The organism is Pseudomonas sp. D(2018) (assembly GCF_005502555.1).
GTDB lineage: Bacteria > Pseudomonadota > Gammaproteobacteria > Pseudomonadales > Pseudomonadaceae > Metapseudomonas > Metapseudomonas resinovorans.
Window position 1 is genome coordinate 48,736 of the sequence record NZ_SCOK01000026.1, and the last position, 21,791, is coordinate 70,526.

Here is a 21,791-nt window from a genome sequence, read left to right on the forward strand (position 1 = left end):
TGGCAAGCGCGACACTTACAGCGTGCGCGCCACCTGGACCTTCTCGAAGACTTCGATCTTGTCGCCGACCTTGACGTCGTTGTAGCTCTTCACAGCGATACCGCACTCCATGCCGGCACGCACCTCGGACACGTCGTCCTTGAAGCGGCGCAGGGATTCCAGTTCGCCTTCGAAGATCACTACATCGTCGCGCAGTACGCGGATCGGACGGTTGCGGTGTACCAACCCCTCGGTAACCATGCAGCCGGCAACCGCGCCGAACTTCGGCGAGCGGAACACGTCGCGCACCTCGGCGATACCCAGGATGTTCTCCCGGACTTCGCTGCCCAGCATGCCGGACAGTGCTTTCTTAACGTCTTCGATGATGTCGTAGATGATGTTGTAGTAGCGCAGGTCCAGACCTTCCTGCTCGACGATCTTGCGCGCACCGGCATCAGCACGCACGTTGAAGCCGAACAGCACGGCGTTGGACGCCAGCGCCAGGTTGGCGTCGCTCTCGGTGATACCACCGACACCGCCACCGACCACACGCACCTGGACTTCCTCGTTGCCGATGTCTGCCAGGGCGCCTTGAAGGGCTTCGAGAGAGCCACGCACATCGGACTTGAGCACGATGTTGAGGGTCTTCTTCTCGTCCTGCCCCATGTTCTCGAAGATGTTCTCCAGCTTCGAGGACTGCTGGCGCGCGAGCTTGACTTCGCGGAACTTGCCTTGACGGAACAGCGCAACTTCGCGGGCCTTCTTCTCGTCAGCGACCACGGTCAGGTCGTCACCGGCGTCCGGCGTACCGTCCAGGCCGAGGATCTCGACCGGGATGGACGGACCAGCTTCTTTCACAGGCTTGCCGTTCTCGTCGAGCATGGCGCGGACGCGGCCATAGTTGACGCCGCAGAGAACCATGTCGCCCTGACGCAGGGTACCGTCCTGGACCAGCACGGTAGCCACCGGGCCACGGCCCTTGTCCAGACGAGACTCGACCACAACGCCACGACCAGGGGCCGACGGAGTAGCAGTGAGTTCCAGTACTTCAGCCTGCAGCAGTACGGCTTCAAGCAGTTCGTCGACACCGGTACCAGCCTTGGCCGACACAGGTACGAACTGGGTATCGCCGCCCCACTCTTCCGGGATCACATCCAACGCGGCCAGGCCGTTCTTGATGTTGTCCGGGTTGGCTTCGGGCTTGTCCATCTTGTTGACCGCAACCACGATCGGTACGCCAGCCGCTTTTGCGTGCTGCACCGCTTCGATGGTCTGCGGCATCACGCCGTCGTCAGCAGCCACCACCAGGATGACGATGTCGGTCGCCTTGGCGCCACGAGCACGCATAGCGGTGAACGCAGCGTGGCCCGGGGTGTCGAGGAAGGTCACCATGCCACGATCGGTTTCGACGTGGTAAGCACCGATGTGCTGGGTGATGCCGCCGGCTTCACCGCTGGCCACCTTGGTACGGCGGATGTAGTCCAGCAGCGAAGTCTTGCCGTGGTCGACGTGACCCATGACGGTCACGACCGGCGCACGCGTCAGCACCTCGCCTTCAAACTTCAGGGACGCAGCCAGTTGATCTTCCAGGGCGTTCTCATTGACCAGCTTGACCTTGTGGCCGAGTTCTTCGGCGATCAGTTGAGCGGTCTCGCGATCGAGCACCTGGTTGATGGTCACGGGAGTGCCCATCTTGAACATGAACTTGACGACTTCGGCACCCTTGACGGCCATCTGAGCGGCCAGCTCGGCCACTGTAATGGTCTCGCCAATGCTGACTTCACGCACGATAGGTCCTGTTGGGCTCTGGAACCCATGTTGGTTGCGCTTTTTCAGCTTGGATTTGCCGCCACGTCCGCCGCGACGACCGAAGGAATCGCTTTCCTCCTCGGTACTGCGCGGGGCAACGCGGGGAGCCGGAACCTTTTCCTTTTCCTTTAGCGAAGGACGGTGCTGTGCGTGCTTGCGGTCGCGGCGATCATCCTCGTCACGAGCGCGCTCCGGACGCGGCGCTTCCTTCTTGCGATCAGCGGCAGCAGCAGCAGCCGGTGCAGCAGCACCGACCTGAGCGGTTACCGGGGCAGTTGCCGGAGTGGCAACTGGCTCGGCAGCCGCAACCGGGGCATCAGCCTTGGCAGGATCAACGGCGTCTTTCGCACGCGCATCAGCTTCGCGACGGGCAACTTCTTCGGCGCGCAGACGAGCTTCCTCTTCGGCCTTCAGGCGAGCAGCTTCCTCTGCCACGCGCTGCTCTTCGAGCTCGCGTTGACGCTCTGCCTCAATCTCGTCGGGGCTACGTTTGACGTACGTTTTCTTCTTACGTACTTCGACGTTGATGGTCTTGCTGCCGGCGACCCTCAGCGTGGTGGTGGTCTTGCGCTGCAGGGTAATCTTGCGCGGTTCTTCTACGCGCTCGCCGTGGCTGCTCTTGAGATGAGCCAGCAGCGCCTGCTTCTCATTGTCGGTTACAACCTGCTCGGCGCTGGTGTGCGGCAATCCCGCCTCGCGCATCTGCAGCAGCAGGCGCTCCACCGGTGTATCGACCACTTGGGCCAGTTCTTTCACCGTGACTTGCGTCATGCACTTCTCTCCTCAGGCCGCGATACTTACTCGAACCAGTGGGCTCGGGCGGCCATGATCAGCTTGCCGGCACGCTCTTCGTCCATGCCGTCGATGTCGAGCAGGTCGTCGATCGACTGCTCGGCCAGGTCTTCGCGGTTAATAACGCCACGTACAGCGAGTTCAACAGCCAGGTCCTTGTCCATGCCTTCCAGGGAAAGCAGGTCTTCGGCAGGCTGGGCATCCGCCAGCTTCTCTTCGGTCGCGATGGCCTTGGTCAGCAGGCGGTCCTTCGCACGGGCACGCAGCTCGTTGACGATTTCTTCGTCGAAACCTTCAATGCTGAGCATTTCTTCCATGGGTACGTAGGCGATTTCTTCCAGGCTGGTGAAGCCTTCTTCAACCAGTACCTGAGCCAGCTCTTCGTCCACTTCCAGCTCATCGACAAAGGCGCGCAGGATGTCGCCGGTTTCGGCTTGCTGCTTGGCCTGGATATCCGCTTCGGTCATCACGTTCAGCGTCCAGCCAGTCAACTGGCTAGCCAGGCGCACATTCTGGCCACCACGGCCAATGGCCTGGGCCAGATTGTCTTCGGCAACGGCGATGTCCATGGCGTGGGCATCTTCGTCGACGATGATCGCCACCACTTCGGCCGGAGCCATGGCGTTGATCACGAACTGCGCAGGGTTGTCATCCCACAGAACGATATCGACGCGCTCTCCACCCAGTTCGCCAGATACAGCCTGGACGCGGGAACCGCGCATACCGATGCAGGCACCCTGCGGATCGATACGCTTGTCCTTGGAACGGACAGCGATCTTGGCGCGGGAACCCGGATCGCGGGAGGCGGCCATCACTTCGATCAGCTCTTCGGCGATTTCCGGCACTTCAATGCGGAACAGCTCGATCAGCATCTGCGGCGCAGTGCGCGACAGGATCAATTGCGGGCCACGGTTCTCGGTGCGAATTTCCTTCAGCAGGGCGCGCACACGGGCCCCGACACGGAAGGTTTCACGGGGAATAATGTCTTCGCGGGCCAACAGGGCTTCGGCGTTGTTGCCCAGATCAACGATCACGTTGTCACGAGTGACCTTCTTCACGGTGCCAGAGATGATGTCGCCCAGCTTCTCGCGGTAGGCTTCAACCACCTGAGCACGCTCGGCTTCACGCACCTTCTGCACGATGACCTGCTTGGCGGTCTGCGCGGCGATGCGGCCGAACTCGATGGACTCGATCTTCTCTTCAATGACGTCGCCGATCTTGGCGTTTTCATCCCGTTCCTGGGCCTGATCAAGGGTCAGCTGGATAGCCGGATCCTCGAAATCGTCCTCTTCGACAACAGTCCAGCGACGGAAGGTGTCGTAAACACCATTGTGGCGGTTGATTTCCACACGCAGGTCGACTTCGTCCTCATAACGCTTCTTGGTAGCAGTGGCCAGGGCCAGCTCCAGCGCCTCGAAAATCACGCCAGCCGGTACACCCTTTTCGTTGGATACCGACTCAACAACCAGCAGTACTTCTTTGCTCATCGTACGCCTCGCCTTTCGCAATCCATTGGATCCGCGGGATCCGCGTCTCAGTCAAAACGGGGAATGATGTTGGCCTTGTCGATCAGTTCGATCGGCAGGAGGAACTCGCGGTCTTCGATAAGAACCACCACGTCCTGCTCCTCCACCCCGCGGAGAAGCCCCTGAAAATTGCGTCGTCCTTCGAAGGGCGAACGCAGTTTGATCTTAACCAGCTCACCAGCATGGGCCGCGAACTGCTCAAGGGTGAACAGCGGTCGATCCATACCCGGCGACGATACTTCGAGGGTGTACTCACTGCTGATCGGGTCCTCGACGTCGAGAACACCACTGATCTGCCGGCTAACCTTCTCGCAATCGTCGACGAGAATGCCGTTTTCGTGATCGATGTAGATCCGCAGCAGTGAATGCCGCCCTTGAGACAGGAACTCGATGCCCCAGCACTGATAACCGAGCGCTTCGACTACCGGGGCCAACAAGGCCTGCAACTGTTCTAGCTTGCTCGACACCTGATTGCCTCTCGCATGCTGTGCAAATAAAAAATGGGCGAAACGCCCATCCATTCAAACCGCCTGATCCGTGATCGGAGGTCAACTGTCCAGCTAGCAAAAAGCCCCTAAAAAGGGGCTTCGCGACTACTGGTTGCGGGGGCTGGATTTGAACCAACGACCTTCGGGTTATGAGCCCGACGAGCTACCAGACTGCTCCACCCCGCGTCAAAGCTGGTGCGAGAGTATACGGCCAGCACCTTGCATGGTCAACCGAACATCCCACTAAGAAGAAAGCCCGCATCACTGCGGGCATCTCTTTGTATGGTACCGAGGAGGGGACTCGAACCCCTACAGCCTATGGCCACTACCACCTCAAGGTAGCGTGTCTACCAATTCCACCACCTCGGCAAAACTTGCCTTACTTCTGCTCTGGAGCCTGAGGCACATCACCCGACTGGGTGGCTGGCTTCTGCTCTTCGAGCACCGGCACATCGTCAGCTGCCGGCTTGCTTGGCTGAACCTCGAGAACCGCCGGATCCGGCAGACCTACATTGCTCAGCGCATCAGCCTTGTCTTTAGCAAAGTACGCTAAACCCAGGCTGGTAATGAAAAAAACCGCGGCGAGTATAGCAGTAACTCTACTCAAAAAGGTAGCAGAACCTTGACTTCCGAAGACGGTCGCCGAAGCACCGGAACCGAACGAAGCACCGGCATCTGCACCTTTCCCCTGCTGAACCAACACCAGGCCAACAACACCCAGCGCACCCAGCAGATGCACCACAATAACGACAGTTTCCAGCATCTTGTCAGCTTCCTGCGGCGCGACAAATCGCACCGAACTCATCCGCATTCAGGGACGCCCCACCAACGAGCCCCCCATCGATATCCGGCATGCCGAACAACTCGGCCGCACTGGCCGCCTTCACACTGCCGCCGTACAAAATTCTGACGCCGCGAGCCACTTCGGCATTCTCTGCCGAGAGCTGCGACCGAATCGCCGCGTGGACTTCTTGCGCTTGCTGCGGTGAAGCTGTCAGCCCCGTACCTATCGCCCAAACCGGCTCGTAGGCAATTACCGCCCGCGCAAATGCACCCACACCAAGCTCTTCGATCACGCTACCCAGCTGACGCCCAACAACCTCGAGCGTCTCACCAGCTTCGCGCTGCTCCCGGGTCTCACCGACGCAAAGCACCGGAATCAAACCACAGGATTGAGCAGCAGCAAACTTGCGACTCACGACTTCGTCGCTTTCACCCAGAATCAGGCGACGCTCCGAATGACCAACCAGAACCAGACTGCAACCTACGCCTGCCAACTGACTTGCCGCGACCTCTCCGGTGAGGGCTCCCTGCACCGGCTCTACCGCACAATTCTGCGCACCGACGGCAATCGACTTACCGTCCAGGCCTTGAATGACCTGATTGATGTACAGACAGGGCGGCATTACCGCGACTTCGACGCCAGCAGGCAAGGCCAATTGGCGCAAGCCTTTGATCAGCTCTGCGACGCTGGCGCGGGTACCGTGCATTTTCCAGTTACCGGCTACCAGAGGTCGGCGCATGCTTTATCTCGTCGATCAAAGTGGGCGCAGATATTACCCAAGAGAAATCCAACTAGCAAGACAAATCAAGCACATACCTCAGTCACGACTTTCGCCAGCTCTTCTGCGTAGCCGCGCACCAACTTCTCGTCGTCGCCTTCGACCATCACACGCACCAACGGCTCCGTACCAGACTTGCGCAGCAGGACACGACCACGACCGGCCATCTGGTTCGTGACGCGAGCACATGCGTCCTGCACAGCCGGATGGTTGACCGGGTCTACATCCCCCCCGGCATAGCGCACATTGATCAGCACTTGCGGGCACTTGCGCATGCCCCGACGCGCTTCTGCCAGGGACTGTCCACTGCGCTGCAAGGCCAACAGCACCTGCAGGGCGGAGACAATGGCGTCCCCCGTAGTGGTGAAATGGCTGCAAACGATATGACCTGAATTCTCCCCCCCCAGCGTCCAGTCATTGGCCTGGAGCTCACTCATTACGTAGCGGTCGCCTACCTTCGCTCGAACGAAGGGAATATCAAGTTCCTTGAGACCCAACTCCAGGCCCAGGTTACTCATCAGCGTGCCAACCACGCCGCCATTCAGCCTGTCGCGACCATGCAGGTCACGGGCGATCAGGTAGATCAACTCGTCGCCGTCCACTACCGCACCGGTGTGATCGACCATCAGAACACGGTCACCGTCACCATCGAAGGCGATACCGACATCCGCGTTCTGCTCCACCACAGCAGCCTGCAGGCTGGCCATATGAGTGGAACCGCAGTCGTCATTGATGTTGAGACCGTTAGGCTGCGCCGCCAACACGCTCACCTGAGCGCCGAGTTCGCGAAACACGTTCGGGGCGACCTTGTAGGTAGCGCCGTGGGCACAGTCGACCACCAGTTTGAGACCGGCGAAGTCGGTACTGATAGGCGTGGTGCTCTTGCAGAATTCGATGTAACGACCTGCGGCATCGTTGATACGGGACACCTTGCCCAATTGGGCAGAGTCGACCACCGTCATCGGCTGATCCAGCAGGCCCTCGATCATCAGCTCCACCTCATCCGAGAGCTTGGTGCCCTTGCCAGAGAAGAACTTGATGCCGTTATCGTCGTGCGGGTTGTGCGAGGCACTGATGACGATACCCGCATCCGCCAGGAAGGTACGGGTCAGGTACGCGATAGCCGGCGTCGGCATAGGACCGAGCAGCATCACATCGGCACCTGCTGCCAGCAGGCCGGCCTCAAGGGCAGACTCGAACATGTAGCCGGAGATTCGCGTGTCCTTACCGATCAGGATGCGGCATTTGCCTTGCTTACGAAATGCCATACCGGCTGCCCAGCCAAGCTTGAGCATGAAATCCGGAGTAATCGGGAACTGCCCGACACGCCCGCGAATACCGTCGGTGCCAAAATACTTTCTGCTCATGAGAGGGTGCTCCGTGTTTTCTTATTCCGCCGCTTGCACCGCGGCGATCATGCGGACAGCGTCAACGGTTTCCGCGACATCGTGTACGCGCAGAATGCAGGCGCCCTTGGCCACAGCGAGTGCAGCAAGGGCGAGGCCGCCGGACAGCCGCTGATGGACTTCCCGCCCCAGCGCCTGACCAATCATGCTTTTGCGCGAAACCCCAACCAGTAGAGGGCGCCCCAGCTCGTGCAGCGCCTCCATATGCTTGAACAGGCTGAGGTTGTGCGCGAGGGTCTTGGCGAAGCCGAAGCCCGGATCCAGGATGATCCGGTCACCCTGAACCCCTGCAGCCAGGCACGCCTGCGTACGCTCCGCGAGAAACTCCCCGACTTCGCGTACGACATCCTGGTACTGCGGATCCTGCTGCATGTTGCCCGGCTCGCCGAGCATGTGCATCAGACAAACTGCCAACCCTGTATCGGCGGCGGCGTCCAGCGCACCATCACGACGCAGTGCACGCACATCATTGATCAACCCGGCGCCGAGGCGAGCGCCTTCACGCATGACAGCGGGTGTGGATGTATCTAGCGAGATCACCACATCCAGCTCGCGAGCGAGGATTTCCACCACCGGGGCCACACGCTCCAGCTCTTCGGTCGGGGAGACCGGCCGGGCACCTGGCCGCGTCGATTCGCCACCAACATCGATCAGGGTCGCACCGGCAGACACCATCTCTGCAGCGTGACGCAGCGCGGCATCGCGAGCATTGAAGCGACCGCCATCAGAAAAGGAGTCGGGGGTGACGTTCAGGATGCCCATGACGTGCGGCTGGGCCAAATCAAGAACCCGGTTGCCGCAAGGCAACCGGGTCGGGTATTGCACTGACTTCATCTACAAGCCTTAGTGTTCGCCAGCCGGCCCGCCAATGGGGGTTTCAGGGCGATTGGCTTCTTCGCGAGGGGCAGGAGTGCCGGAAGAAGTACCTGAACCGCCCTGCCAATCCTTGGGCTCGCGGGCGATGCGGCCGGACATGATGTCATCGATCTGCTCGGAATCGATGGTTTCGTACTTCATCAAGGCCTCGGCCATCATGTCGAGCTTGTCGCGATTCTCGATCAGCAGGTTCTTCGCGGTGCTGTAGCACTCGTCAATGATGCGGCGTACTTCCTGATCAATCAGCTTCGCAGTTTCGCCGGAAATATTGGCGTGCTGGGAACCGGCGCTGCGACCGAGGAACACCTCACCCTCCTCTTCCGCATACATCAGCGGACCGAGTTTTTCGGACAGGCCCCACTTGGTCACCATGTTCCGGGCGATCTGGGTGGCACGCATGATGTCGTTGGAGGCACCCGTGGTGACACCATCGAAGCCCAGGGTCATCTCTTCGGCGATACGGCCACCGAACAGTGAGCAGATCTGACTGGTCAGCGCACGCTTGGACAGGCTGTAACGATCCTCCTCGGGGAGGAACATGGTGACGCCCAAAGCACGGCCTCGGGGAATGATCGAGACCTTGTAGACCGGGTCATGCTCAGGCACCAGACGACCGACGATGGCATGGCCTGCCTCGTGGAATGCCGTGTTGAGCTTTTCCTTTTCGGACATGACCATGGATTTGCGCTCAGCGCCCATCATGATTTTGTCCTTGGCCAGCTCGAACTCTTTCATTTCCACCAGACGCTTGTTAACGCGGGCGGCAAACAGGGACGCTTCGTTGACCAGGTTGGCAAGATCAGCGCCGGAGAAGCCTGGGGTACCACGCGCGATCACGCCCGGGTCGACATCGTCACCCATGGGCACCTTGCGCATGTGCACCTTGAGGATCTGCTCACGACCGCGGATATCTGGCAGGCCAACCACCACCTGGCGGTCGAAGCGCCCCGGACGCAGCAGCGCCGGATCCAGAACGTCAGGACGGTTGGTCGCAGCGATCACAATGATGCCGTCGTTCATCTCGAAGCCGTCCATCTCGACCAGCAACTGGTTGAGGGTCTGCTCGCGCTCGTCATGACCGCCACCCAGGCCGGCGCCACGATGGCGGCCCACAGCGTCGATCTCGTCGATGAAGATGATGCAAGGAGCATGCTTCTTGGCCTGGTCGAACATGTCGCGAACACGGGACGCGCCCACACCGACGAACATTTCGACGAAGTCGGAACCGGAAATGGTGAAGAACGGCACCTTGGCTTCGCCGGCAATAGCCTTGGCCAGCAGGGTCTTACCGGTACCGGGAGGGCCGACCATCAGCACGCCGCGCGGAATACGGCCACCCAGGCGCTGGAACTTGCCCGGATCGCGGAGGAACTCCACGAGCTCGCTGACTTCTTCCTTGGCCTCGTCGCAACCGGCAACGTCAGCAAAGGTGGTCTTGACCTGGTCTTCAGAAAGCAGCCGCGCCTTGCTTTTGCCGAAGCTCATCGGGCCACCGCGGCCGCCGCCGCCGCCCTGCATCTGGCGCATGAAGAACATGAAGACCGCAATGATCACCAGAATCGGGAAGCTGGCAACCAGCAACTGGGTCCAGATGCTCTGCTGCTCAGGCTGCTTGCCTTCGATGATCACGTTGTTATCGATCAGGTCGCCGATGAGGCCACCGTCCTGAATTGCCGGACGAACGGTTTTGAATGATTCGCCGTCGCTGCGCTTGCCGGTGATGACGAAGCCATCGACGGTAACACGCTCGACCTTGCCTTCTTTAACCTGCTCGATGAATTCCGAGTAGTTAAGAGTCTGCGGTTCGCTCGGGCTGGAGAAATTGTTCATCACCGTGACAAGCACAGCAGCGATGATCAGCCACAGGATCAGATTTTTTGCCATATCGTTCAATTAGCTACCCTCTGGAACGGGCCCCTTCCTGGAGCGCACCCCGCATGACGGCTGGTGGTTAACCGGCCTAACTTACTACACAACCCCTGCCCCTGGCAGGCGCCGTCTGTAACCCTTTATGAGACCTCGCAGTCTCTCTGCAGTATCCACCGCCTGCAGACGAGGACCGATGACTCATGTCCCCGTAGCAGTCTATTCCCCACGGAAGCCGCGCGCGAGCAGGTATTGCTCCCGGGAGCGGTCACGCGACGAAAGCGGTTTTCGCAGATGCACCTTGCCAAACATCCCCGCACTTGCTTGTGGTGGCAACAAAACCTTCCCACTGGGAGATTTTGATGCCCCCCCGATCGCAAGACGCGGGCCGTCCGGTCAAGCGCCAGCTCACGGAAGTACATGGAGCGCGGCTGGTCGGCAGCCCTTACACCGCTCATATTGGGGCCAAATCGGAAATCACAAGGCCTTCCGGGTGTTTGCCTATCGCGTCGAGAATCCGGGCGAAGACCGCATCCTCGTTGAATTTCCCCTGAATGAACGTCACATCGGGAATGCTATTCATTGTCAGGATACCAACTGGTGACCTGAGCCCAGTGCCCGGCGCGGCGCCGAGATCGACTACGGTCATGTCAGACCGCAGAGTTCAGTCCTTGTCCGGGCTCTCGTACAGCTTGTAATTTGCACGGGAACGGAAAGCGTCCTTCTGCGCCATTTTGATGTAAGGGTCGTCGAAGTGTTCTTTCAGCCAACGATGACTAGTCTTGGAGCTGGCCACGGGATACCTCGTGTTCGGCTGTGCGCCCCGGAATCACTCGGGTAAACTACCAGCCTTTTTTCGCAGGGGTCTGATTATGGCGCTCTCACCGGAGCACAAGAAGCAATACAAATCTATCGGTCATCACCTGAAACCGGTATTGACGGTGGCCGAAAATGGCCTGACCGAAGGTGTGCTGGCTGAACTGGAGCGCGCGCTGAATGATCACGAACTGATCAAGGTCCAGTTCCGCATCATCGAGCGTGATGACCGCCGCGCCCTGATCGATGAACTCTGCGCCGCCGGCAACTGCGAGCTGGTCCAGATCATCGGCAAGATGGCGTTGGTCTATCGCCGCAATCCAAAGCCAAACCGTAACCTCTCCAACATCAGCCGCTTCAGCGGTCTCTGAGTCTCCCGCCAAGGGCGCGCGCTCAGCGCGCCCGGCCCTCCACCAGCTTTGCTGGCAAAGGCTGGATCACCAGCAGCAGGCCACAAAAAGCCAGTAGCAGATAGCTGAAGTTCAGCCAGTACAAGGCTTCCGGCGCCCAGAAGCGCACCAGTAGGGATACCACCACCAGCGCCAGCACGGCGGCCAGCAACTGCGCACGCGCATCGCGCCAAAGGCGCGCAAGCCCTGCATGCTGGATCAGCAGCAGAGCCTGGAGCAAGGCACAGAAACCAGCAAAAGCTACCAGCAGTGGCCGAAGACTCGCAGCCACCTCCTCCACCAGCATCGGCGCCAGACCGATTTGATCCAACGCCGGTAACATGACGAAGTGCAGCAGCCAGAGGCCACCAACCCAGAAGGTCTGGGCCAGCTGCCAGGCGATGGCGCCAGCCCTGAAAGGCGAAGACTTAAACGTGGCGGACTTCGACAATCTCGTACTCGACGATGCCGCTCGGAGTCTTGACGGTCACCACGTCCCCTTCCTCCTTGCCCACCAGGGCACGAGCAATGGGAGAGCTGACAGACAGTTTGCCTTGCTTGATGTCTGCTTCGTCGTCGCCGACGATCTGGTAGGTCACGGTTTCGTCGGTTTCGACGTTGGCAATGTCCACGGTCACACCGAAGATCACCTTACCGGTGCGCGGTAGCGCCGCGACGTCGATGACCTGGGCGTTCTGTAAACGCCCCTCGATGTCCCGGATGCGCGCTTCGACCATGCCTTGCTGTTCGCGGGCGGCATGATACTCGGCGTTTTCCTTCAGGTCGCCCAGCTCACGCGCCTCGGCGATAGCCTGGGTGATCTGCGGACGCAGTACGGCCTTCAGATGCTTGAGTTCGTCTTCCAGGGCACGAGCGCCCTGGACGGTCATTGGAAATTTGGTCATGCCTTGATTCCTGCATGGAGATCCTGCAAGCGACGCACGGTCTTCTCGGGACCGAACTTGAGCGCCTCACAGATCGCCTGACCAGCCGCGATGGTGGTGGTGCAGTAGATCTTGTGCTGCAGGGCGTTACGACGGATCGAGTAGGAGTCAGCAATGGACTGACGCCCCTCAGTGGTGTTGATGATGAGGGTAACCTCATCGTTCTTGATCATGTCAACGACATGAGGACGGCCCTCCGTCACCTTGTTCACGCGACGGACCGGCAGACCAGCCGCCTCGATCACCTTGGCGGTGCCGGAAGTGGCGACCACCTCGAAGCCCAGTTCGATCAGATCGCGAGCGACCTGGGTGACCATCGGCTTGTCGTCTTCGCGCACGCTGATGAACACGGTGCCGGTGTTGGGCAGGATCTCGCTGGCACCCAGCTGGGCCTTGGAGAAGGCTTCGCCGAAGGTGTCACCGACACCCATAACCTCACCGGTGGACTTCATTTCCGGGCCGAGGATCGGGTCGACGCCCGGGAACTTGGCGAACGGGAACACCGCTTCCTTGACGCTGAAGAACGGCGGAATGATTTCCTTGGTGAAGCCGATTTCCTTGAGGCTCTTGCCAGCCATTACGCGGGCAGCGACCTTGGCCAGCGATTCGCCGATGCACTTGGAAACGAACGGAACGGTACGGGACGCGCGCGGGTTGACCTCGATGACGTAGATGTCCTCGCCCTGCACAGCCATCTGCACGTTCATCAGGCCGACCACGCCGAGCTCCAGGGCCATTTTCTTGACCTGATCACGGATCTCATCCTGGATGTGCTGCGGCAACGAATACGGCGGCAGCGAGCAGGCAGAGTCACCGGAGTGCACGCCGGCTTGTTCGATGTGCTGCATGATCGCGCCGATCACCACAGTTTCGCCGTCGCACACTGCATCGATATCGACTTCGATGGCGCAATTGAGGAAGCGGTCGAGCAGCACCGGGCTGTCGTTGGACACCTTCACCGCTTCGCGCATGTAGCGCTTGAGCTCTTCTTCCTGGTAGACGATTTCCATCGCGCGACCGCCCAGTACGTAGGACGGGCGCACCACCATCGGGTATCCGATGCCTTTCGACAGGGCCAGGGCTTCGTCTTCGCTGCGAGCAGTGGCGTTGGCCGGCTGGCGCAGGTTCAGGCGCTGCACCATCTGCTGGAAGCGCTCGCGATCTTCGGCGCGGTCGATCGCGTCGGGGCTGGTACCGATGATCGGCACACCGGCCTCTTCCAGCGCGCGGCAGAGTTTCAGCGGGGTCTGGCCGCCGTACTGGACGATCACGCCCTTCGGCTGCTCGACGCGGACGATTTCCAGCACGTCTTCCAGGGTGACCGGCTCGAAGTACAGGCGGTCGGACGTGTCGTAGTCAGTGGAAACGGTTTCCGGGTTGCAGTTGACCATGATGGTCTCGTAGCCGTCTTCGCGCATCGCCAGCGCCGCGTGTACGCAGCAGTAGTCGAACTCGATGCCCTGACCAATACGGTTGGGGCCGCCGCCGAGGATCATGATCTTGTCGCGGGTCGACGGATTGGCTTCGCACTCTTCCTCGTAGGTCGAGTACATGTAGGCGGTGTCGGTGGCGAATTCTGCAGCGCAGGTATCAACACGCTTGAATACCGGCAGCACCTTCAGCTTGTGGCGGTGGCTGCGCAGATTCTTCTCGGTCACACCGAGCAGCTTGGCCAGGCGCGCATCGGAGAAGCCTTTGCGCTTGAGCTTGCGCATCAGGTCGGCGTCGATGCCGGACAGGCCGAGGGTCTTGACCTTCTCTTCGTCCTTGACCAGGTCCTCGATCTGCACCAGGAACCACTCGTCGATCTTGGTCAGCTCGAAGACTTGCTCGATGGTCTTGCCGGCGCGGAAGGCGTCAGCGACGTACCAGATACGCTCGGCGCCGGGCACGGTCAGCTCGCGCTTGAGGATGCCTTCAGCCTCCGGATCGCTCAGGTCCAGCTTGGGATCAAAGCCGGCAACGCCCACTTCCAGGCCACGCAGGGCTTTCTGCACGGACTCCTGGAAGGTACGACCGATGGCCATGACCTCGCCCACGGACTTCATCTGGGTAGTCAGGCGGGCATCGGCCTTCGGGAATTTCTCGAAGGCGAAGCGCGGAACCTTGGTCACCACGTAGTCGATGGCCGGCTCGAAGGACGCCGGGGTACGACCGCCGGTGATGTCGTTCTGCAGCTCGTCGAGGGTGTAGCCGACGGCCAGCTTGGCGGCGATCTTGGCGATCGGGAAGCCGGTGGCTTTGGAAGCCAGGGCCGAGGAGCGCGATACGCGCGGGTTCATCTCGATCACGACCATACGGCCGGTGTCCGGGCAGATACCGAACTGCACGTTGGAACCACCAGTCTCGACACCGATCTCACGCAGCACCGCCAGCGAGGCGTTGCGCAGGATCTGGTATTCTTTGTCGGTCAGGGTCTGGGCCGGTGCGACGGTGATGGAGTCACCGGTGTGCACGCCCATGGGATCGAAGTTCTCGATGGCGCAGACGATGATGCAGTTGTCCTTCTTATCGCGGACAACCTCCATCTCGTATTCCTTCCAGCCGATCAGGGATTCGTCGATCAGCAGCTCGTTGGTTGGCGACAGGTCCAGGCCGCGAGCGCAGATTTCTTCAAACTCTTCACGGTTGTAGGCGATACCGCCGCCAGTGCCGCCCATGGTGAAGGACGGACGAATGATGCAAGGGAAACCGACCTGCTCAAGGACGCCGTAGGCCTCTTCCATGCTGTGGGCGATGCCGGAGCGCGGGCAGGCCAGGCCGATATCTTTCATGGCCTTGTCGAAGCGCGAGCGGTCTTCGGCCTTGTCGATGGTGTCGGCATTGGCGCCGATCATTTCCACACCGAACTTCGCCAGCACGCCGTGACGCTCGAGGTCGAGGGCGCAGTTCAACGCGGTCTGGCCGCCCATGGTCGGCAGCAGCGCGTCAGGGCGCTCCTTCTCGATGATCTTGGCGACTGTCGCCCACTTGATCGGCTCGATGTAGGTGGCATCGGCCATGGCCGGATCAGTCATGATGGTGGCCGGGTTGGAGTTCACCAGGATGACGCGGAAGCCTTCTTCCTTCAGGGCCTTGCAGGCCTGAGCGCCGGAGTAGTCGAACTCGCAGGCCTGGCCGATCACGATGGGGCCGGCACCGAGGATCAGGATGCTCTTGATGTCTGTACGCTTGGGCATGGGACTCTCGTTGCAATAATCAGGACAGGGTTGCGGTGGCCAGCTTCACGCCAAAGCCGACGAACAGGGCGCCGACGCCGCTCGAGGCGCCGGCAGCCAACCGTTGCCGCTGGCGGAACCAGGCCGCCAGACGCACACCGGAAAAAATCAGGAAACTCAGGTAAAGGGCGCTGATGACTTCGAGGATCACACCCAGTACCAGGAACGACACTCCGGGGTAGGCGTATCCCGGGTCGACGAACTGGATGAAGAAGGACACGAAGAAGAGGATCGCCTTGGGGTTGGACAGACTCAGCAGCAGCGCCTTACGGAACGGCTGATTGACGTCCAGGTCCTTCACTGGCGCGGTTTGTTCGACCGGCTGGCGCAACTTCTGCCAGCCACCCCGCAGCATCCCGACACCCAGATAGAACAGGTAAGCCGCGCCAACGTACTTCAGGCCGAGGAACAACATCGGCTCAGCCTTGAGCAGCGAGGCGATCCCCAATGCCGACAGCAGCATCAGGATCGCATCGCCCAGGAACACCGCGCTGGCAGCCCGGTAGCCGGCGCCCACGCCGCGCTGGGCGGCGGTGGCGAGCACGAACAGCGAGTTCGGCCCCGGCAGCAGGACGATGAACAGCGTGCCCAGGACATAGGTCCAAAGGTCGGTGATTCCCAAGGTCGGCATCATCTTCGCAAGCCTCTTCAGCGGTCTCAGCGACGCTCGGCCATAGCCGCGATGAAGCGGTCGAACAGCGGCGCCACGTCGTGCGGACCAGGGCTGGCTTCCGGGTGCCCCTGGAAGCTGAAGGCGACCTTGTCAGTGCGCTCGATGCCCTGCAGGGTACCGTCGAACAACGACTTGTGGGTGGCACGCAGGTTGGCCGGCAAGGTCGACTCATCCACAGCGAAACCGTGGTTCTGGCTGGTGATCATCACCACGCTGGAATCCAGGTCCTGCACCGGGTGGTTGGCACCATGGTGGCCATGGCCCATTTTCACGGTCTTGGCGCCGGAGGCCAGGGCCAGCAACTGATGGCCAAGGCAAATGCCGAAGACCGGGATCTCGGTATCGAGGAATTCGCGGATGGCCTGGATGGCGTAATCGCACGGCTCGGGGTCACCAGGGCCGTTGGAGAGGAAGACGCCGTCCGGATTCAGCGCCAGCACTTCGCTTGCCGGAGTCTGCGCCGGCACTACTGTCAGGCGGCAGCCGCGAGCGACCAACATGCGCAGGATGTTCAACTTCACGCCGAAGTCATAGGCCACCACGTGGTAGGGCAGCTCGCTGGCAGCGATTTCCGGATGGCTGTCGGTTTCCAGGTTCCATACGCTGGAACGCCACTCGTAACGTTCTTCGCAGGACACCACCTTGGCAAGGTCCATGCCTTTCAGGCCGGGGAAACTGCGCGCCAGCTCCAGTGCTTTCTCCTCAGTGGCGTCGTCACCGACGAGGATGCAGCCATTCTGGGAGCCCTTTTCACGCAGAATGCGGGTCAGGCGGCGGGTATCGATGCCGGCGATGGCAACGGTGCCGTTCTCTTTCAGGTAATCCGGCAGCGACTGCTTGTTACGCCAATTGCTGGCCAGCAGCGGCAGGTCGCGAATGATCAGGCCGGCGGCCCATACGCGATTGGCTTCGGCGTCTTCCGGCGTGGTGCCGGTGTTGCCGATGTGCGGATAGGTCAGGGTAACGATTTGCTGGGCATAGGAAGGATCGGTAAGGATTTCCTGATAGCCGGTCATGGCAGTGTTGAACACTACCTCACCGATGGTATGGCCATCGGCCCCAATGGCGTCGCCGCGAAAAATGCTGCCGTCGGCAAGCGCGAGTATGGCTGGCTTAGTCAAGAAGACCTCCCGTAGATCAAGGCTGAAGCAAACGCAGGTTGTAAAAAAGCGGGATGACGTTGATACCGTCACCCCGCTTTTTTATCTGAGCCATTTCTGCGTAACTTTTAGTGGACACACTAAAGCTGCAGTTTACAGGAATGCGTCATTTCGGTCCACCCAAAAGACATCCTGAATATCGACTCAGCGCAATCCCAGCACGTCCTGCATGTCGTACAGGCTCGCTTCCTGCCCTTCCAGCCACAGCGCCGCACGCACGGCGCCACGAGCGAAGGTCATACGACTGGAGGCCTTGTGGGTAATCTCAACGCGCTCGCCGTCCGCAGCGAACAGCACAGTGTGATCACCCACCACGTCGCCAGCACGCACGGTGGCAAAGCCGATGGTCTCGCGAGCGCGGGCGCCGGTCTGGCCTTCGCGACCGTAGACGGCCACCTTGGACAGGTCGCGGCCGAGTGCATCAGCCACCACTTCACCCATGCGCAGCGCGGTACCGGACGGCGCGTCGACCTTGTGACGGTGATGAGCCTCGATGATCTCGATATCCACCTCATCACCCAGCACGCGAGCAGTGGTATCCAGCAGCTTGAGGCAAAGATTCACGCCGACACTGAAGTTGGCGGCGAAGACGATCGGGATTTCCTTGGCGGCAGTCGCCAGCAAGGCCTTTTCCTCAGCGGAAAAACCGGTCGTGCCGATCACCATGGCCTTGCCCGCCTGACGGCAGACTTCCAGGTTCTTGAGGGTCACGGATGGGTGAGTGAAATCGATCAGCACATCGAACTCATCGACAACCTTGGCCAGATCGCCCGACAGAGGGACGCCAATTCGACCCAGCGCGGCCAACTCACCGGCATCGGCGCCGACCAGAGTGCTATCCGGACGATCGATGGCGGCGGTCAGACCAGCGCCCTGCGCCTGCTGCACTGCCTCGATCAGGTTCTTGCCCATGCGCCCGGCGGCGCCCATCACAGCAATACGTCGCATATAAAAGCTCCAAGCTGTAAGCCTGGAGCTGGAAGGCGGCACGGAAAGCCTGAAACACTTCGCCGCCCCTTCCAGCTCGTCGTTTAAAGATCGCCGAAAAAGCGCTTCATGCCCTCGAACCAGCTGCTGGCCTTGGGCGAATGGGAGCCGTCGTTCTGCAGCGTCTTGCGAAACTCATCGAGCAACTCGCGCTGGCGCTTGTCCAGGTTGACCGGCGTTTCCACCACAACCCGGCACATCAGGTCGCCGGCACCGCCGCCACGCACCGGGGCGACACCCTTGCCACGCAGACGGAACAACTTGCCGGTCTGGGTCGCTTCCGGAATCTTCAGCTTGACCCGACCATCGAGGGTCGGCACTTCCAGCTCGCCGCCCAGGGCCGCGTCTGCGAAGCTGATCGGCACCTCACAGTAGAGGTGCTTGCCGTCGCGCTGGAAGATCGGGTGCTCGCGCACGTTGACCACCACATAAAGGTCGCCGGCCGGACCACCCAGCGCACCGGCCTCGCCTTCGCCAGAGAGGCGGATGCGGTCGCCGGTATCGACACCAGCCGGCACCTTCACCGACAGGGTCTTGTGCTCTTCCACGCGCCCCTGGCCATGGCAGCTGCCACAGGGGTCGCTGATCATCTTGCCACTGCCGTGGCAGCGCGGGCAGGTCTGCTGGACCGAGAAGAAGCCTTGCTGCATGCGCACCTGGCCTATACCGCCACAGGTGGTGCAGGTGACAGGACTGGTGCCCTTCTTGGCACCCGAGCCTTCACAGGTCTTGCAGTTGACCAGGGTCGGCACACGAATGGTCACGGTAGTCCCGCGCACCGCTTCTTCCAGGTCCAGCTCCAGGGTGTAGCGCAGGTCGCTGCCACGCTGCGGACCACCACGCTGACCGCCACGCTGACCACCGAAGAAATCGCTGAACACGTCGCCGAAGATGTCGGAGAAGCTGGCACCGCCGAAACCGGCACCAGCGCCCGCCCCCATCTGCGGGTCGACGCCGGCGTGGCCGTACTGGTCGTACGCAGCACGCTTGCTGGCATCAGAGAGGATCTCGTAGGCCTCGTTGGCCTCCTTGAACTGCTCTTCCGCAGCCTTGTCGCCCGGGTTGCGGTCCGGGTGGTATTTCATGGCGAGACGGCGATAGGCCTTCTTCAGGTCGGCTTCGCTGGCGCCACGCTCGACACCGAGGATCTCGTAAAAGTCACGTTTAGCCATAGGTTTCCTGCACTCTCAAATTCACCAGCCCCAGACGCGCCAACGCGGGAGCAAGCTCCCGCGTGGCGGATCAGGCGTGCGGGGCGACTAGCCCCGCACGCTGGAGCGGAAGCAAGCGTGACACTTACTTGTTTTCCTTGACCTCTTCGAACTCGGCGTCGACGGCATCGTCGCCAGCCTTGTCCGCAGTAGAGGCTTGCGGCTGTTCGCCCGCCTGGGGCTGCTCGGCGTACATCTTCTGCGCCAGCGGGGTGGAAGCCTGGGACAGGGCATTCATCTTGGCTTCGATCTCAGCCTTGTCATCGCCCTTCACAGCTACTTCCAGCTCGCCCAGCGCTTTCTCGATGGCAGCCTTCTCCTCGGCAGTGGCCTTATCGCCAGCCTCGGTGATCATCTTGCGAGTGGCATGGACCAGCGCATCGCCCTGGTTGCGAGCAGCAGCCAGCTCTTCGAACTTGCGGTCTTCCTCGGCATTAGCCTCGGCATCACGCACCATCTGCTGGATTTCTTCCTCGGACAGGCCGGAGTTGGCCTTGATCACAATGGACTGCTGCTTGCCGGTCGCCTTGTCCTTGGCGGACACGTGCAGGATGCCGTTGGCGTCGATGTCGAAGGTCACTTCGATCTGCGGTACGCCACGCGGAGCCGGCGGGATCTCGGCCAGGTCGAACTTGCCCAGGGACTTGTTCTGACCAGCCTGCTTGCGCTCACCCTGCAGCACATGAATGGTCACGGCGGACTGGTTGTCGTCAGCAGTAGAGAACACCTGCGACTTCTTGGTCGGAATGGTGGTGTTCTTCTCGATCAGCGCGGTCATAACGCCACCCAGGGTTTCGATACCCAGGGTCAGCGGGGATACGTCGAGCAGCAGTACGTCCTTCACGTCACCGGCCAGTACGGCGCCCTGGATGGCAGCACCAATGGCAACGGCTTCGTCCGGGTTCACGTCCTTGCGCGGCTCCTTGCCGAAGAAGTCAGCAACTTGCTTCTGCACCAGCGGCATACGGGTCTGGCCACCGACCAGAATCACTTCCTGGATGTCGGATACGTCCAGGCCGGCGTCCTTCAGGGCGATGCGGCAAGGCTCGATGGTACGGGCGACCAAGTCTTCGACCAGGGCTTCCAGCTTGGCGCGGGAAATCTTCACGTTCAGGTGTTTCGGACCGGTCTGGTCTGCAGTGATGTACGGCAGGTTGACGTCGGTCTGCTGAGCGGAAGACAGCTCGATCTTGGCCTTCTCGGCGGCTTCCTTCAGGCGCTGCATGGCCAGGGGGTCGCCCTTGAGGTCCATGCCGGACTCTTTCTTGAACTCGTCTACGAGGTAGTCGATCAGGCGCAGATCGAAGTCTTCACCACCGAGGAAGGTGTCACCGTTGGTGGCCAGCACTTCGAACTGGTGCTCGCCATCGACTTCGGCAATCTCGATCACCGATACGTCGAAGGTGCCGCCGCCCAGGTCATAGACGATCACGGTATGGTCGCCCTTGGCCTTATCCATGCCGTAAGCCAGCGCTGCTGCAGTCGGCTCGTTGATGATGCGCTTGACGTCCAGACCGGCGATGCGACCGGCGTCTTTGGTGGCCTGGCGCTGGCTGTCGTTGAAGTAGGCCGGAACGGTGATCACCGCTTCGGTCACCGGCTCGCCGAGGTAGTCTTCGGCAGTCTTCTTCATCTTCTTGAGCACTTCCGCGGAAATCTGCGGCGGCGCCATCTTCTGGCCCTTCACCTCAACCCAGGCGTCACCGTTATCGGCCTTGGCGATCTTGTAGGGAACCATCTTGATGTCTTTCTGCACGACGTCTTCGTCGAAGCGGCGACCGATCAGACGCTTCACTGCGTACAGGGTGTTCTGCGGGTTGGTAACCGCTTGACGCTTGGCGGACTGACCAACCAAGGTTTCGCCGTCGTTGGTGTAGGCGATGATGGACGGCGTGGTGCGAGCACCCTCGGCGTTCTCGATCACCTTGACACTGCCGTTCTCCAGGATGGCCACGCAAGAGTTGGTGGTCCCCAGGTCGATACCAATGATTTTGCCCATATTCTCTCTCCCGAAACTTTGGATTCTCCGCAGCCTCGTTCTTCACGGACTGCGGCAGCACATAAACGCTTGATGTAACAGATGGGGGCC

Annotated in this window: 17 protein-coding genes, 2 tRNA genes and 1 pseudogene; 1 reads left to right on the forward strand and 19 read right to left on the reverse strand. The window is 60.8% G+C overall.

What is annotated here, in order from left to right:
* Positions 1-15: 15 nt before the first annotated feature.
* The 11 genes and pseudogenes from infB to FFS60_RS17340 all read right to left on the reverse strand — a co-directional run bounded on the left by infB (position 16) and on the right by FFS60_RS17340 (position 11,100).
* Positions 16-2,559, reverse strand: a complete 2,544-nt coding sequence (gene infB, locus FFS60_RS17290; protein WP_028630013.1) for a translation initiation factor IF-2 — start codon at positions 2,557-2,559, stop codon at positions 16-18.
* Between the two features lie 26 nt (positions 2,560-2,585).
* Positions 2,586-4,067 (reverse strand): transcription termination factor NusA, encoded by a 1,482-nt coding sequence (nusA, locus tag FFS60_RS17295; protein ID WP_028630012.1) that lies wholly within the window; start codon positions 4,065-4,067, stop codon positions 2,586-2,588.
* 47 nt (positions 4,068-4,114) lie between these two features.
* Positions 4,115-4,573 carry a ribosome maturation factor RimP gene (gene rimP / locus FFS60_RS17300; protein WP_028630011.1) on the reverse strand — a complete coding sequence of 153 codons (459 nt, stop codon included), beginning with the start codon at positions 4,571-4,573 and terminating at the stop codon, positions 4,115-4,117.
* A 130-nt stretch (positions 4,574-4,703) separates the two neighbouring features.
* Positions 4,704-4,780 (reverse strand) — tRNA-Met (locus FFS60_RS17305).
* Between the two features lie 97 nt (positions 4,781-4,877).
* Positions 4,878-4,963 (reverse strand) — tRNA-Leu (locus FFS60_RS17310).
* Positions 4,964-4,973: 10 nt separating this feature from the next.
* Complete coding sequence (gene secG, locus FFS60_RS17315) at positions 4,974-5,357, reverse strand: preprotein translocase subunit SecG (RefSeq protein ID WP_028630010.1); 384 nt, start codon at positions 5,355-5,357, stop codon at positions 4,974-4,976.
* Between the two features lie 4 nt (positions 5,358-5,361).
* Positions 5,362-6,117: a triose-phosphate isomerase gene (gene tpiA, locus FFS60_RS17320; protein WP_137822647.1), complete on the reverse strand. Its 756-nt coding sequence runs from the start codon at positions 6,115-6,117 to the stop codon at positions 5,362-5,364.
* 65 nt (positions 6,118-6,182) lie between these two features.
* The gene (glmM, locus tag FFS60_RS17325; protein ID WP_028630008.1) at positions 6,183-7,523 is read right to left on the reverse strand and encodes a phosphoglucosamine mutase; all 1,341 of its coding nucleotides are present in this window, start codon (positions 7,521-7,523) and stop codon (positions 6,183-6,185) included.
* A 21-nt stretch (positions 7,524-7,544) separates the two neighbouring features.
* Positions 7,545-8,396, reverse strand: a complete 852-nt coding sequence (folP, locus tag FFS60_RS17330; RefSeq protein WP_137822648.1) for a dihydropteroate synthase — start codon at positions 8,394-8,396, stop codon at positions 7,545-7,547.
* A 9-nt stretch (positions 8,397-8,405) separates the two neighbouring features.
* Entirely contained in the window at positions 8,406-10,322 is a 1,917-nt protein-coding gene (gene ftsH, locus FFS60_RS17335; RefSeq protein ID WP_028630006.1) for an ATP-dependent zinc metalloprotease FtsH, read from the reverse strand.
* Between the two features lie 201 nt (positions 10,323-10,523).
* A pseudogene (locus FFS60_RS17340) lies at positions 10,524-11,100 on the reverse strand (RlmE family RNA methyltransferase).
* A gap of 76 nt (positions 11,101-11,176) precedes the next feature.
* Between FFS60_RS17340 and FFS60_RS17345 the strand changes: the two are divergent.
* On the forward strand, positions 11,177-11,491 hold the full coding sequence (locus FFS60_RS17345) for a YhbY family RNA-binding protein (RefSeq protein ID WP_028630004.1): 315 nt from the start codon (positions 11,177-11,179) through the stop codon (positions 11,489-11,491).
* 22 nt (positions 11,492-11,513) lie between these two features.
* Here the strand turns inward: FFS60_RS17345 and FFS60_RS17350 are convergent, their stop codons facing one another.
* From FFS60_RS17350 to dnaK, 8 genes are all read right to left on the reverse strand, one after another.
* Positions 11,514-11,960, reverse strand: a complete 447-nt coding sequence (locus tag FFS60_RS17350) for a DUF4149 domain-containing protein (protein WP_137822649.1) — start codon at positions 11,958-11,960, stop codon at positions 11,514-11,516.
* Complete coding sequence (gene greA, locus FFS60_RS17355; RefSeq protein WP_137822650.1) at positions 11,938-12,414, reverse strand: transcription elongation factor GreA; 477 nt, start codon at positions 12,412-12,414, stop codon at positions 11,938-11,940. The genes FFS60_RS17350 and greA overlap by 23 nt, the downstream gene beginning before the upstream one ends.
* A complete protein-coding gene (gene carB / locus FFS60_RS17360; protein ID WP_028630001.1) occupies positions 12,411-15,632 on the reverse strand; it encodes a carbamoyl-phosphate synthase large subunit in 3,222 nt (1,073 codons plus the stop codon). Before carB ends, greA begins: the two co-directional genes overlap by 4 nt.
* Positions 15,633-15,651: 19 nt before the next feature.
* On the reverse strand, positions 15,652-16,302 hold the full coding sequence (gene leuE, locus FFS60_RS17365) for a leucine efflux protein LeuE (RefSeq protein WP_028630000.1): 651 nt from the start codon (positions 16,300-16,302) through the stop codon (positions 15,652-15,654).
* A gap of 26 nt (positions 16,303-16,328) precedes the next feature.
* Complete coding sequence (gene carA / locus FFS60_RS17370; RefSeq protein ID WP_028629999.1) at positions 16,329-17,465, reverse strand: glutamine-hydrolyzing carbamoyl-phosphate synthase small subunit; 1,137 nt, start codon at positions 17,463-17,465, stop codon at positions 16,329-16,331.
* Positions 17,466-17,648: 183 nt separating this feature from the next.
* On the reverse strand, positions 17,649-18,452 hold the full coding sequence (dapB, locus tag FFS60_RS17375) for a 4-hydroxy-tetrahydrodipicolinate reductase (protein ID WP_028629998.1): 804 nt from the start codon (positions 18,450-18,452) through the stop codon (positions 17,649-17,651).
* Between the two features lie 83 nt (positions 18,453-18,535).
* Positions 18,536-19,663, reverse strand: coding sequence for a molecular chaperone DnaJ (gene dnaJ, locus FFS60_RS17380; protein ID WP_137822651.1), 1,128 nt, complete (start codon positions 19,661-19,663; stop codon positions 18,536-18,538).
* A gap of 124 nt (positions 19,664-19,787) precedes the next feature.
* Positions 19,788-21,701: a molecular chaperone DnaK gene (dnaK, locus tag FFS60_RS17385; protein ID WP_028629996.1), complete on the reverse strand. Its 1,914-nt coding sequence runs from the start codon at positions 21,699-21,701 to the stop codon at positions 19,788-19,790.
* Positions 21,702-21,791: the final 90 nt, after the last annotated feature.